This is a genomic window from Chimaeribacter californicus (assembly GCF_002858675.1).
Lineage (GTDB): Bacteria > Pseudomonadota > Gammaproteobacteria > Enterobacterales > Enterobacteriaceae > Chimaeribacter > Chimaeribacter californicus.
Window position 1 is genome coordinate 18260 of the sequence record NZ_PJZF01000008.1, and the last position, 12961, is coordinate 31220.

13 protein-coding genes and 2 pseudogenes are annotated in these 12961 nt (G+C 54.2%); 14 read left to right on the forward strand and 1 reads right to left on the reverse strand.

Features of this window, described 5'->3' with window-relative positions; translation table 11 throughout:
* Positions 1 to 100 precede the first annotated feature (100 nt).
* The 14 genes and pseudogenes from CYR55_RS10940 (at position 101) to CYR55_RS10995 (ending at position 12326) form a co-directional block, all read left to right on the forward strand.
* Positions 101 to 2776 carry a CRISPR-associated helicase/endonuclease Cas3 gene (locus CYR55_RS10940; protein WP_101816182.1) on the forward strand — a complete coding sequence of 892 codons (2676 nt, stop codon included), beginning with the start codon at positions 101 to 103 and terminating at the stop codon, positions 2774 to 2776.
* A gap of 495 nt (positions 2777 to 3271) precedes the next feature.
* Complete coding sequence (locus CYR55_RS10945) at positions 3272 to 3562, forward strand: hypothetical protein (protein ID WP_101816183.1); 291 nt, start codon at positions 3272 to 3274, stop codon at positions 3560 to 3562.
* Between the two features lie 76 nt (positions 3563 to 3638).
* Positions 3639 to 5207, forward strand: a pseudogene (gene casA, locus CYR55_RS10950) (type I-E CRISPR-associated protein Cse1/CasA); the annotation flags it as partial.
* 6 nt (positions 5208 to 5213) lie between these two features.
* On the forward strand, positions 5214 to 5798 hold the full coding sequence (casB, locus tag CYR55_RS24200; RefSeq protein WP_165699578.1) for a type I-E CRISPR-associated protein Cse2/CasB: 585 nt from the start codon (positions 5214 to 5216) through the stop codon (positions 5796 to 5798).
* 19 nt (positions 5799 to 5817) lie between these two features.
* A complete protein-coding gene (cas7e, locus tag CYR55_RS10955) occupies positions 5818 to 6885 on the forward strand; it encodes a type I-E CRISPR-associated protein Cas7/Cse4/CasC (protein ID WP_101816184.1) in 1068 nt (355 codons plus the stop codon).
* A gap of 9 nt (positions 6886 to 6894) precedes the next feature.
* Positions 6895 to 7650, forward strand: coding sequence for a type I-E CRISPR-associated protein Cas5/CasD (gene cas5e, locus CYR55_RS10960; RefSeq protein ID WP_101816185.1), 756 nt, complete (start codon positions 6895 to 6897; stop codon positions 7648 to 7650).
* Positions 7632 to 8294, forward strand: a complete 663-nt coding sequence (cas6e, locus tag CYR55_RS10965; RefSeq protein ID WP_101816186.1) for a type I-E CRISPR-associated protein Cas6/Cse3/CasE — start codon at positions 7632 to 7634, stop codon at positions 8292 to 8294. The genes cas5e and cas6e overlap by 19 nt, the downstream gene beginning before the upstream one ends.
* Positions 8291 to 8539: pseudogene (locus tag CYR55_RS10970) on the forward strand (type I-E CRISPR-associated endonuclease Cas1e); the annotation flags it as partial. The gene cas6e and the pseudogene CYR55_RS10970, both read left to right, overlap by 4 nt.
* A 54-nt stretch (positions 8540 to 8593) precedes the next feature.
* Positions 8594 to 9043 (forward strand): hypothetical protein, encoded by a 450-nt coding sequence (locus CYR55_RS10975; protein ID WP_101816187.1) that lies wholly within the window; start codon positions 8594 to 8596, stop codon positions 9041 to 9043.
* 90 nt (positions 9044 to 9133) lie between these two features.
* A complete protein-coding gene (gene yajD / locus CYR55_RS10980) occupies positions 9134 to 9481 on the forward strand; it encodes an HNH nuclease YajD (RefSeq protein ID WP_101816188.1) in 348 nt (115 codons plus the stop codon).
* Positions 9482 to 9875: 394 nt separating this feature from the next.
* The gene (gene asr / locus CYR55_RS10985; RefSeq protein ID WP_101816189.1) at positions 9876 to 10304 is read left to right on the forward strand and encodes an acid resistance repetitive basic protein Asr; all 429 of its coding nucleotides are present in this window, start codon (positions 9876 to 9878) and stop codon (positions 10302 to 10304) included.
* A 99-nt stretch (positions 10305 to 10403) separates the two neighbouring features.
* A complete protein-coding gene (gene ydgU / locus CYR55_RS24265) occupies positions 10404 to 10502 on the forward strand; it encodes a small membrane protein YdgU (RefSeq protein WP_479415242.1) in 99 nt (32 codons plus the stop codon).
* A gap of 134 nt (positions 10503 to 10636) precedes the next feature.
* Complete coding sequence (locus tag CYR55_RS10990) at positions 10637 to 11839, forward strand: MFS transporter (protein ID WP_101816190.1); 1203 nt, start codon at positions 10637 to 10639, stop codon at positions 11837 to 11839.
* 151 nt (positions 11840 to 11990) lie between these two features.
* Positions 11991 to 12326 (forward strand): DUF2002 family protein, encoded by a 336-nt coding sequence (locus tag CYR55_RS10995; protein WP_101816191.1) that lies wholly within the window; start codon positions 11991 to 11993, stop codon positions 12324 to 12326.
* Here the strand turns inward: CYR55_RS10995 and CYR55_RS11000 are convergent, their stop codons facing one another.
* Positions 12327 to 12767, reverse strand: a complete 441-nt coding sequence (locus CYR55_RS11000; protein ID WP_101816192.1) for a DUF1198 family protein — start codon at positions 12765 to 12767, stop codon at positions 12327 to 12329.
* Positions 12768 to 12961 lie beyond the last annotated feature (194 nt).

The following is a 12961-nucleotide window of genomic DNA, read 5'->3' on the forward strand; positions in this document are numbered from 1 at the left end:
CCCCGGTACGATGATTTTTTGCCTTTTTTGAGATAAATCAGCACGCAAACCCGTTGCAAGGGCGAGATTGGCGCAACCCTTACCTCATTGAGCTTCGGTTATGAAGAAACCCTATTTCCATTACTGGGGGAAAGCCCGTGCCCCGCATACTGCCGGTATAGGTGAGCATAAACACCATCTTTTACCCTGGCACTGTCTGGACGTCGCGGCCTGCGGCCATCAACTGGTAATGCAAAACCGCTTTGCGATTGCTGACAGATTTGCGGCATTGGGTATGCCCGACCGGCAACAGGCCGCCACCTTTTTCGCCTGGTTATTGTGCTGGCACGATATAGGGAAATTTTCCCGTTATTTTCAGCAACAGTACCGGGCTGAGGGGCTGGCGGCACCGCATCCCGCCGTACGTTACTGCGGCCGCCATGATGCCCTGGGGTTATGGCTGTGGGATGAGCGCCTCTCTTATCACCTTAAAACTTTGCTTCGCAGTGAACGCGATCAGGAGGCGTGCTACAGCGTGCTGAATCGCTGGATGCTGCTGACATTTGGCCATCACGGGCGGCCGGTCAGGAATATGAGCTGTGCCTCCGCTTTCCTGCCGGAAGACTGTGACGCCGCGCAGCTATTTTTGCAGGATATCAGCGCACTGTTTCCCACCCTGGCCTTGCCGGCGGAGTGGGGTGAAAAAGCATGGCGTAAGCGCTTCAGTTCACTAAGCTGGCTGGTTTCCGCGGTAGTAGTACTGGCTGACTGGATAGGCTCGAATACGTGCTATTTTCCCTATTGTTCTGAGGCCATGCCGCTGGCTGCCTACTGGCAGCGGGCGTGTGACCAGGCTGTGCGGGCCGTCGGCGCGCTACCAATGCCTGCAGAGATCGCCCCGTTCGCCGGCATTCAGCATCTCTTTCCGTTTATCACCGCCCCTACGCCGCTCCAGCAAAAAGCGCTGCACCAGGACATCAGCCCGACAGGGCCGCAGCTTTTTATTCTGGAAGATGTGACCGGTGCCGGGAAAACCGAGGCCGCGCTGATTCTGGCACACCGCCTGATGGCTGCCGGCAAAGCGCAGGGGCTTTACATCGGCCTGCCGACCACTGCAACGGCGAACGCCATGTACCAGAGGATGCGCCGTGCGTGGCGGCAGCTTTACCAACCCGGCAGCACCCCGAGCCTGATGCTTTCACATGGCAGCAGCCATTTGTCGGCAGAGTTTTCCCGCTCGGTGTGGCATCCGCTGGCAGGCGGTGAAGGGGAGGTGGTGGAAGCGGAACATCAACAGGGGTGTGCCGCCTGGTTCGCCGACCAAAGGAAAAAGTCCCTGCTGGCGGATGTCGGCGTCGGCACGCTGGATCAAGCGCTGATGGCGATCCTGCCTTTCCGGCACCAGAATTTACGCCTGCTCGGTTTGCACAATAAGCTGCTGATTTGTGATGAAGTGCATGCGTACGACAGCTATATGTCCACGTTGCTGGAGAAATTGGTCGAAGCGCAGGCGCACAGCGGGCAAAGCGTCATTCTGCTCTCCGCCACCTTGTCAGCACGGCAGCGTGAAAAACTGATTCAGGCCTTTCAGCGTGGCGCGCACTTTCCACCTCAGATCCCGCCGCCCTTAACCCCAGCCGACTACCCGTGGTTTACCCAGATCACGCAGCAGGGGTTTTCAGGCAGCGGCCGGGTAGAGACGCGTAAAGCGGTGCAACGCACGGTAAAAATAGCCTGGCAGCATGATGAAGAAGAATGCCTCAGGTTGATTTATCAGGCCATAACGGCGGGAAGTTGTATTTGCTGGATACGTAACTCAGTAGAGGATGCGATGCGCATCTACGGCAGGTTACGTCACACCGTGGCTGAAGAGGATCTGCTGTTGCTCCATAGCCGTTTCGCCTTTTGTGACCGGCTGGCGATTGAAAATAACGCCCTGAGCTGGTTCGGCAAACAATCACCGGGCGAGTTACCGGCGCGTCGTGGGAAGGTGATTATATCAACGCAGATTATGGAATCCTCTTTAGATATTGATCTTGATTATATGATCAGCGACCTGGCCCCGGTGGATCTGCTGATCCAGCGCGCCGGGCGTTTACAGCGCCACGTCCGGGATGCCAATGGCGTATTAAGCGACCGGGAAGGGCGTCAGCCACCTGTACTCATGCTTTTTGCTCCGCAATGGTCGCAGGAACCCGCACCGGACTGGCTCTCTTCGGCAATGCGCAATACCAGTTTTGTATACCGCGATCACGCCCTCCTTTGGTTAACTCAACGCGTTTTGCAGCAGCAGGGTGAAATAAAAATGCCGGAAGCGGCGCGCTTATTAATTGATGCGGTATACGGCGATGAGGTGACGGTGCCGGCAGGGCTGATGCCACAGGCGGACAGTGAAGAGGGCAAAGCCCTGAGTGAACGCAATGCAGCCGTGCAATCAGTTATCAACTTTTCACAGGGATATAGCCTCGCCGCCTCTGATCTGTGGGAAAAGGATACCGCCACCCGTTTAGCTGAGAAAACGGTGCCGCTGTATCTCGCCTATCGTCGCGAAGGGAAGATTGTGCCTTATGGCGAAGGGGAACACCCGTGGGATATGAGCCAGATAAACGTGCGGGAAAGCTGGTGGAAACAAAACAGCCATGCTTTCACGTTATTAAGTGAGGCGGAGCTGGAAAAATGGGGAAAAGATAATCATCGTGTAAATGCACAGGTAATTATTCTTCCGGATAATTTATTAGGCTGCAATTATTCATCTAGTGAAGGTTTAATGTGTGCAGAAGAAATAAATAAATTCTGATTTTTAATGGAAAGCCGGCACCGAAAAATCGGTGCCGGATCTATCCCCGCTAATGTGGGGAACTCGGTATATTTGCTTACCAACACGGTTTAGCCCACAGCGTGGGAACAGAAATACTATATCAAATATTTATAAGGCTTTGCACTTATTTTAATGAAAGCTTCATGTGTTGATATGTATATATTCCTCAAACCATTTTCATAAAAAATAAGGTGTTGTCAGTGATTGTTTTTTTCAGGTAACATATTAATGTTTTGTTTTTATCAATTTGTAATAATGTTATTGCTAATGATCTTCATGGGGTTAGGGTTTCTTAAAGTGTTGCTAAGCTATTTTTCCATTTAGCTTGCATATCCTTTTTTTGCGGGGTAGTCTTTACCCAAGCTATTAATTGTAACCGAAATATTCATGTTTAATTATATTTATATTAATATTTAGCTTGCTAACGTTCCGTGGTGCTAAGTGATGACAGCGAATCATATAAAGGAGTTATAAATGTTAAGCGAGTCATTTGCTGTAATGATTAATTTCCATTCCACGTCTTCTGAGGTTGCTTTGATGTTAAATTCAAATCAAATAAATTTCGATATTTATAAAATTGGGGCGGGCATGTTACTAGGAAGCGGGTTTTTATTGCACAACAATATTACCCCAGTGAGTTTTTTGATGAATTGTAAAAAAAGAGCTTGGCGCTCAGCTAAATTAAAGGTTAAAAGTTTCGATTCAGAGTTTATCCTTAAATTTGGATCATGGAAAGCTGATATTCATGTAACAAAAAATAAGTGATTAAACTCTAAATTGCCACGGATGGCGATCATCTAAGTAGCTATTCTTTTACAATTCTTTATCAAGGAGGGACTAAATGTGGTCTCTTTTAACTCATGCCTGGCTTCCCGCCCGGTTTAAAGATGGGCACCTGGAAAAAATTGCGCCTTGTCAATTATCAGATGAAAACATTATCAATATTGCCGCCCCGCGCGCCGATCTTCAGGGCGCGGCCTGGCAATTCCTGATTGGTTTGCTGCAAACTGCGCTGCCTCCAGAGGATAGCGAAGAATGGGGGGAGGTCTGGCGTCGTGGGCTGACGGAGCAGCAGGTAACAGAGGCGTTTTCCCGGCTTGAGCACGCGTTTCAGTTCGGCCCGGCGTCCCCCTCTTTTATGCAGGATGCCGAACCCTTACAGGGTGACCCCATCGCCATTGGCCAACTGCTGGTCGAAGCGCCCGGCGCACAAACCACAAAGTTCAACAAAGACCACTTTGTAAAACGCGGCACGCTGGAAAGGCTCTGCCCGCACTGTGCCGCGCTGGCACTGTTTGCCCTGCAAACCAATGCGCCATCCGGGGGCCAGGGCTATCGTACTGGGTTACGCGGCGGCGGCCCCATCACTACCTTGCTGGAGCTGAAGCACACGGATGCCACCCGTGATTATCCGTTATGGCGCAAACTCTGGCTGAATGTGATGCCGCAACCGCAGAATGAAACACTCGTTTATGATGCCCGCATTTTTCCGTGGCTTGCGCCCACCCGCACCAGTGAAAAAGCCAGCGGCATCACCACCCCTACAGACAGCCATGAGTTACAGGCGTACTGGGGAATGCCGCGCCGTTTCCGCATTGACTTTGCCAACACGGTGGAGGGCCGTTGCGATCTCTGCGGTGAGCACCATCCGGCACTGCTGCAACAGATCACCGCCAAAAACTATGGCATGCAATATGTCGGCTGGCGGCACCCGCTGACCCCCTATCGCCAGCCGAAAAAAGAGGGCGGTGAGCTGTTTTCCCGGAAAGGCCAGCCGGGTGGCATCGTCTACCGCGACTGGCTGGGGCTGATGTGGAAAACACAGAGTGAGAATAACCATGAATACCCAGCGCTAGTCGTGACAGCCTATCAGGCCCATAAATTACGGGAAGCAGGTATCCGGGTAGGGTTATGGAGCTTTGGCTACGATTTCGACAATATGAAAGCGCGCTGTTGGTATGAGCACCACACGCCATTATTGCTATTAGATCGTGAACATCAGGAATTGGTCGAAGGGCCATTACAGCGCGCAGTGGCGAATGCGACACGCCACCTGAGCTTTCTGAAAAGCGCCTTAAAAGAGGCCTGGTTTGACAACCCTAAAGAGGCTCGGGGTGATTTCAGCTTTATTGATGTCGATTTCTGGCACCAGACCGAACCTCGCTTTACGGAATTCCTTGACAACATAACCGCTGAAACAGATATCCCCCTCAATCCGGAACAGCGTGATAAAATAGATCTTCAGGAAAGAGCATGGAAACGTTATTTACACCGTTCCTCGCTCAGTTATTTTGATAAGCATGTATTCACGCACCCAGATCAAAGTAATCTTGGCCGAATAATGAAGGCTAGGAGAAAATTCTTCGTCTTTGATAAGAAAATTTCGGCTAATAATAAAAAAGCAAGAGATTACATCATGAATTATTTAAGCGATGAACAAAAAATTGCATTACGCAGTTGGCATGAAACAATAAATGATATTAAAGGGCGGCGGCTGCGTGCCTCATTGCGGCAATGTGAAGATATTAATCAAGTTTGCCAGACCGAAGGTTTTCGCTCCCTGCTATTCAAAAAAGAGATGTCATCTTTGTTGAATAATGAACAGGAGTCTTGGCGTTTCATTGCAATGGCTTTGATAGCAGCGACAGTATCTCATGTTAAAGTTAATAATGAACTTCAATTTTTTGCTACGCAATTAGGCGTCGAGAAAAATGGACGTCCTTTAATGTCTGAGCTGCGTTTTTCACGTTTATGCCATGCCAAAAGTCATGATGATTTATTGAGGCAATTACGCCGAGCCGTCAAGTTGTGTGAAGGTGAAATAAATATTCCCGCTTTGGCAGAAGGCATATTTCGCTGGTGCCGGGAAGAGAGTGATTATTATCTGAAATTAAAGCCTACGGAATATATCCGCATCCGCTGGGCAATGGAATATTACCAGGCGGTCACCCCTGAAGATGACCAGCTGGAATTTGACCAGACTGCACACCCCGTTAATTAATGTTAAAAGGACTTCGATGATGACGACGTTTATTCAACTCCACCTGTTGACCGCATACCCTGCTGCTAACCTGAACCGGGATGATACCGGCGCGCCGAAAACCGTGATGATGGGCGGCAGCGAACGCCTGCGCGTCTCTTCCCAAAGCCTGAAGCGCGCCTGGCGCACCTCCGATCTGTTTGAAGAGGCGATGGCCGGCCACATCGGCAAGCGCACTGCCCGCATCGGGCGCGAAGCTGCAAAAATCATGATAGCGCGCGGCGTCAATGAGAAAAAAGCGGCGGAGTGGGGCACCAAAATCGCCAACTATTTTGGCAAGGCCAAAAGCGCCAAAGAGAAAGAGTTAAAAGAGGATCCGTTGCTGAACACCGATACCGAACAGTTGGTGCATATCAGCCCGTTCGAATGGCAACGGGTGGAGCAACTGGCCGAACGCCTGGGCGAGGAAAAACGGGAACCAACTGCCGATGAGCTGAGCCTGCTCACCGCACAGCGGATGGCGGTGGACATTTCCCTGTTTGGCCGCATGCTGGCCTCGTCGCCGGAATTCAATGTGGAAGCAGTCTGCCAGGTGGCGCACGCCGTTGGCGTCAGCACCACCGTGGTAGAGGATGACTTCTTCACGGCGGTGGACGACCTGCGGCAAGACAACGGGGAAACCGGCGCCGGGCATATGGGGGAACAGGGCTTCGGTGCGGCGCTGTTCTACAACTACCTCTGCATTGATCGTGACCAGCTGCTGAAAAACCTCAATAACGACGAAGAACTCACCCAGCGCGCGTTACGGGCCTTAACCGAATGTGCGCTGAAAGTCTCGCCGACCGGGAAACAGAACAGCTTCGCCTCACGCGCCTACGCCTCCTGGGCGCTGGCGGAAAAAGGCACGGAACAGCCCCGTACGCTGGCGGCCGCCTTCTACAAACCGGTGTATGGCGATGACCACATTACGCAGGCGATTTCGCGCATTACGGCGTTGCGTAAAAACATGGATGCGGTTTATCAGTGCCGGGGTAATCAGGTGGCGGAACTCAACGCGCTTACCGGCGAAGGCACGCTGGAAAACTTCCTCGGTTTTGTCAGCGCATAAGGAGAGGCCATGAGTGATTATCTGGTCTTTCAGCTCCAGGGGCCGATGGCCTCCTGGGGGGAGCCGGCACCGGGTGAGGTGCGGCACACGCACCCGCTGCCGTCACGTTCTGCGCTGCTGGGGTTGCTGGCCGCCGCGCTCGGCATTCGCCGCGACGAGGAGCAACGGTTGGCGGAATTCAACCGGCACTATCAGTTTTTGGTCTGCGCCAATGAAAAAAGCCACTGGATGCGTGACTACCATACGGTACAGGTACCGAAAGAGAGCCGTAAAACACGCTATTTCACCCGGCGTGATGAGCTTCGCCGCGACCCGTTACTGTTACAGACCACCCTCTCACGCCGTGATTTTTACTGTGACGGCTACTGGCTGGTGGTGGTTTCTATGACAGAAGGTGCGCCTTATCCGTTAACGGCGTTGCAGCAGGCGCTGAAGCAGCCGGTATTTCCGCTCTGCCTGGGCCGTAAAAGCCACCCACTGGCGCTGCCGCTCTGGCCGCACTGTTTCAGCGGCGAGATAGGAGCGGTGCTGAAACAGGCACGGAACCACTATCGCCAGGCTCTGCAAGATCTGAAGGTGATGGCGGCCTTTATCACAGATTTACATCCCTGTTTCTGGTGGGAGGGTGACCACCCAGGCCTGACGGTCACCACCGTGACCCAGCGCCGCGACCAGCCGCTGAGCCGCCGTCGTTGGCAGTTTGCCGAACGCATGGTGAAGAAAGGGCATCTGCCGGAGGAGACACCATGTATTTCTCAAGAATAACGGTGCCGGTAGGCGCGTTTGCGCCGCAGCAACTGTTTCAACTCGCCCGTGCCGGTGAATATGTTTTTCATCAATGGTTATGGGAACTGTTCCCGTATCAGCAACAGCGTGATTTTATCTATCGCCGGGAGGAGCGCCGGGGCGCATTGCGGTTCTATTTGCTGTCACACAGCCAGCCAGTCGCGGAACACCCGTTGCTGCAGGTGGAATGCAAACCCTTCACGCCGCACCTTGAGGCCGGGATGCAACTCGGCTTCTCCCTGCGGGCGAACCCGGTGATCTGTCGGCAGGGAAAGAAACATGACTTGCTGATGCATACCAAACACCGGCTGCGCAACGCGGTGAAGCCTGAAGAGATCTGGGCGCATCAGGAGCGCGCCGCGCAGGAATGGCTGGTGAGTCAGGGGGCGCAGGCCGGGTTCACGCTGCTGCCGGGGGCGGTGTCCGTGATGAGCTATCAGCAACAGCAGGTCGTGCGCCCGAAATCACGCAGCCTGGTGCAGTTCAGCACTGTGGATTTCAGCGGTGTGCTGACGGTGGATGATCCCGCCCGCTTTACTGAACAATGGGCAAAAGGCTTCGGCAAAAGCCGGGCATTCGGCTGTGGCCTGATGCTGATAAAACCCGCGGAGGGGCAAGCGTGAGCTATGTTCCGCTTAACCCTATTCCGTTAAAAGATCGAACTTCCATGATCTTTTTGCAATATGGCCAGTTGGATGTGTTGGACGGCGCGTTTGTATTAATCGATAAAACCGGGGTGCGTACCCACATCCCGGTTGGGGCGGTAGCCTGCATTATGCTGGAGCCGGGAACGCGGGTATCCCATGCAGCCGTCCGGTTGGCGGCCACTGTGGGCACGCTGCTGGTATGGGTGGGTGCTCCTGGACTAGGACGTGTGTTCCCCGCGAGAGCGGGGATAAACCGGTTGCGAGGTGAATGATTAGTGAGCGTTAAACGTGTTCCCCGCGAGAGCGGGGATAAACCGTGGTTACACGGGCTGACGACCCTGGTGCTGCTTATCGTAGTCGTGGGGTTTCTGCTGCTGAACCGTACAGCAGACTACAAGGCCGATGACGTCTTCTATGTCAGCCGCCAGGTTACCCCGGAGTTATGGCTCTACGCGACCCGGAACGACAGCGGAAACGCCACTGTGCCGGTAGTGTACCGGTATTATCTGTCGTCAAAAATCACCGGGTCTGAAGACGAGGTGGTTGATGCACTGCACAGCCAGATCCCATTTCTCGAGGGAACAGGGGATATTTCCGCGATCAGCGCCGAAAACAACCGCGTCAGAATCGTATACAGTGGCCGGGTCTACTCGCTGGATGAGTCAGCGCACTATACCGTCAATGGGGAAACAGTGACCGTTCGTCTTGCCTACGAAATTCAATAGTCCGGTATAATTGGAATACCGCAGAACGCGTTCCCCGCGAGTGCGGGGCTAAACCGTAACATCATCTCTTTATCACAGGTACTATCAATAATGGCTCTGATCCCAAAAAACTACACGCGGCTGGAAAGTGGCTACCGTGAGAAAGCATTAAAACTCTATCCGTGGGTATGTGGGCGCTGCTCACGGGAGTTCGTTTACTCCAACCTGCGCGAATTAACGGTTCACCATATCGATCATGACCATACCAATAACCCGGAAGACGGCAGTAACTGGGAGTTATTGTGTCTCTATTGCCATGATCACGAACACTCGAAGTACACAGAAGCTGACCAGTACGGCACCACCGTGGTGGCGGGAGAAGACGCGCAAAAAGATGTAGGGGCAGCAACCTATAGCCCCTTTGCTGATTTAAAGGCGATGCTTAATAAGAAGAAATAATGTCAGCCACGCGCGCCGTGGCCCTGTACCTCGCCGGTGACATCAGGCGTTCTGCATCATTGAAATATCACAGGGCGTTATCCCCGCATAAACAGGGGTAACGCCTCTGCTTTTACTTTGCCAGCAAAAAGAACAGCCCGGTGAGCGCGGCGCTTATCAGGCCACCGGGCGCGGCCATTGATTCGGCCGGGCTAATTTTCAGCCATTTATGCGGGGCCAGCCATATACCGGCCGTTGGGCTTTTGCAGACATCGCCCGGGATCAGACAGGGTTCCCCGGTTTGTACATTTCGTTACGCAGCGACACCAATCACTCACGGAGCGCTAACCGTAAACTGCGTAGACTCTCCTCACCGGCCCACTCCGGGCTGACTCCCAACACGCTGAGGAATGTTATGAAAAAGATCGTCGCTATGATTGTTGCCGCTACCCTGGGTATGTCCTCTGTAGCGTTTGCTGCGGAAACGGCAACCCCTGCACCGGCGGCTGCAGCTGCAACCACCACCACTGCTCCGGCTGCCAGCGCACCGGCTGCGAAAACCGTGCACCATAAAAAGCACAAGAAAGTGGTTGCCCAGAAAGCCCAGGCCGCTAAAAAACATAAAAAAGCCACCAAGAAAAATGTTGAGCAGAAAGCGCAGGCGGCTAAAAAGACCCACAAGAAAGTGACTCACAAAGCGCCGGCTGCCCAGAAAGCACAGGCAGCTAAAAAGACTCACAAAAAAGTGACCCATAAAGCCCCGGTTGCCCAGAAAGCACAGGCAGCTAAAAAGACTCACAAAAAAGTGACTCATAAAAAAGCAGCTGCTCACACCGCTGCATAAGGGTTTACCACGGACGGCGGCACAGCCCGCCCTCCGGAAAATTCCATGCTGACGCCCGTCTTGTACGGGCGTTTTTTTAGCGTCAGGGCGGTGGCTGTCATGCTGAAACGCTATCGGTTTGAAGTGATTTTTGCCGCGGTCACGTTGTGTGGGCTGGTGGTGGCCTGGGCGCTGTTTCTGGCTGATGGGCTGTTGTAAACCGGTGCCGTCAGGGCCCCCTATGGCGGCCCGCCGGTTAAGCCGATAAATTTTCTCACGTTTTTAACGTATCCTGCTCTCCCCTCAGGCGCTATGCTGTTAACTTCCCTCCTTTTTTCAGCTCAGGCCCGACCATGCCCGTTAGCCACGCACGCCACAATCTGCAACTCAATAAACGCATCCTGTCGATCGTTGTATTCACCTTTGTTTGTTATCTCACCATTGGGTTACCGCTGGCAGTGCTGCCGGGGTTCGTCCATCACACGCTGGGGTATAACTCGGTGCTGGCCGGGCTGATTATCAGCGCCCAGTATTTTGCCACGCTGGTCAGCCGCCCCCACGCCGGGCGGTATGCCGATATGCTGGGGCCGAAAAGGGTGGTGCTGTTCGGGCTGGCCTGCTGCGGTATGAGCGGGCTTTTTTATGCGCTGGCCTGGTGGAACACCGCCCAGCCGCTACTGAGCCTGATTCTCCTGTGTATCGGCCGGGTGCTGCTTGGCGTGGGCGAAAGCTTTGCCAGTACCGGTTCTACGTTGTGGGGCATTGGCGCGGTGGGGTCGATGCACACCGCCCGCGTGATCTCCTGGAACGGCGTGGCCACCTATGGGGCGATGGCGGTGGGCGCACCGCTGGGTGTCTGGCTTAATCAGCAGTGGGGGCTGGCAGGCGTCGCCTCAGTGATTGTGCTGGCGGTGGCGGCCGCGATGCTGCTCGCCAGCCGTAAAGCGCCGATCTCCGTGGTGGCCGGTAACCGCATCGCGTTCAGCGCCGTGGTCGGGCGGATCTGGCTCTACGGCCTCGGGCTGGGCTTCGGCACCATTGGCTTTGGCGTTATCGCCACCTTCATAACCCTCTATTACGGCGACCGGGGCTGGGAAGGAGCCGCCTTCTCCCTGACGCTGTTCAGCCTCGGCTTTGTCGGCATCCGGCTGATTTTCAGCAATAACATTAACCGTTACGGCGGCCTCAAGGTGTCGCTGGTCTCTTTCCTGATTGAAATAGGCGGCCTGCTGCTGATCTGGGGGGCTTCTACCCCGCTGATGGTGGAGTGCGGGGCATTCCTGACCGGGGCCGGGTTCTCGCTGGTGTTCCCGGCGCTCGGCGTGGAGGCGGTGAAACAGGTGCCGGTACAAAACCAGGGCACGGCGCTCGGCCTCTATTCCGCTTTTCTGGATCTCGGGTTAGGGCTGACCGGGCCGGTGGCCGGGCTTATCATCAATCATGCCGGGATCACCGCCATCTATCTGGCGGCGGCGCTCACGGTGGCGGTCGCGTGGCTGATTACGCTGAAATTGCAGCTTAGCCGCCGTCTGCCGCCGGAAAGCGGCATAAGCTGAGAAAAACCGCGAAAAAACCTGCGCCGGCGCGGGTTATTTCATCAAGCAGGTGGAGAATATTCCGAAATCATCCAGAATGCAGGATAAAGACATTGTCTGATCGGGCTAATACGGTAAGGTCGCTGGGCAGTTCAAGATGCGAGGAGAAACAATGTATTTACGGCCGGATGAAGTGGCACGGGTATTGGAAGGTTCAGGATTTGAGCGGGACTACGTCGATGATAAAACCTATGGTTACCGTCGGGGTGTGCATTATGTGTATGTTAACCGCGAGGCCCGTCTGGGCCGCACGGCGCTGGTGATTCACCCGGCGCTGAAAGATTACAGCCTGCGTTTTGCGCAGCCGACCTCAGAGATGCGCACCAGCCAGCATTACACCGAGTTCCCGCGCGATCCGTCAGGCGGCGGCGACCTTTACTACGGCATTCCTCACGGGTTCAGTTCGCGCCAGTTACTGGCCAGCTACCTGGAGAATGTGTTCAAGTAATCATACCAGGTGGATCTGGTTATAGGTTTCGTTGTAGTGACGGCGGAACTGCGCCAGCTCAAACGGCTCCAGATCCAACTCGGAAAAGTAAAACAGCGCCTGTTCGGCATGCTCATTGGTCAGCATCGGTGAAAGGTGCGCACGGATCAGCACCTCACGCCAGTGGGCAATGTTTTCCGGCGAGTCATCCCGCACAAACGTCTGGTAAATAAACACGATATAGGCCGCCTTTCGCAACTCTTCGGCATAACCCCGGCTGATGGCCCGCGTGAACATCTGGCTTTGCCGCTTTCCCATTTCCAGCAACATTGACTCAATCACCAGCGGTTTCACTTTCAGCAGCGCGGCCAGTGAATCGTTGGCCTTGCGGGTATCGGCGGTCATCACCAGATAGCCGGCAACAAATACCGCCACCAGCGCGGCAATGATAATCCATGTCATGGGAACGTCTGCTCTCCAGCTTGCCGGATACCGGGTGGCATCCGCTGCACTGCCTGAGTGTATCTGCTTCTTTGGCGAATAGGCGTGCGGTAGCCGAAATCCCTGACTGATTGACGAAAAAAACAGCACCCCATCGCGCACGCACCGCAGATAATCCCTTGAAAAAGCGATCTCTCCAGCAAATTTTGCAGCCT

Coding starts and splice junctions, on each gene's coding strand:
- CYR55_RS10940 (WP_101816182.1), top strand. CDS start 101: ATGAAGAAACCCTATTTCCATTACTGGGGGAAAGCCCGTGCCCCGCAT.
- CYR55_RS10945 (WP_101816183.1), top strand. CDS start 3,272: ATGTTAAGCGAGTCATTTGCTGTAATGATTAATTTCCATTCCACGTCT.
- casB (WP_165699578.1), top strand. CDS start 5,214: ATGAATTATTTAAGCGATGAACAAAAAATTGCATTACGCAGTTGGCAT.
- cas7e (WP_101816184.1), top strand. CDS start 5,818: ATGACGACGTTTATTCAACTCCACCTGTTGACCGCATACCCTGCTGCT.
- cas5e (WP_101816185.1), top strand. CDS start 6,895: ATGAGTGATTATCTGGTCTTTCAGCTCCAGGGGCCGATGGCCTCCTGG.
- cas6e (WP_101816186.1), top strand. CDS start 7,632: ATGTATTTCTCAAGAATAACGGTGCCGGTAGGCGCGTTTGCGCCGCAG.
- yajD (WP_101816188.1), top strand. CDS start 9,134: ATGGCTCTGATCCCAAAAAACTACACGCGGCTGGAAAGTGGCTACCGT.
- asr (WP_101816189.1), top strand. CDS start 9,876: ATGAAAAAGATCGTCGCTATGATTGTTGCCGCTACCCTGGGTATGTCC.
- ydgU (WP_479415242.1), top strand. CDS start 10,404: ATGCTGAAACGCTATCGGTTTGAAGTGATTTTTGCCGCGGTCACGTTG.
- CYR55_RS10990 (WP_101816190.1), top strand. CDS start 10,637: ATGCCCGTTAGCCACGCACGCCACAATCTGCAACTCAATAAACGCATC.
- CYR55_RS10995 (WP_101816191.1), top strand. CDS start 11,991: ATGTATTTACGGCCGGATGAAGTGGCACGGGTATTGGAAGGTTCAGGA.
- CYR55_RS11000 (WP_101816192.1), bottom strand. CDS start 12,767: ATGACATGGATTATCATTGCCGCGCTGGTGGCGGTATTTGTTGCCGGC.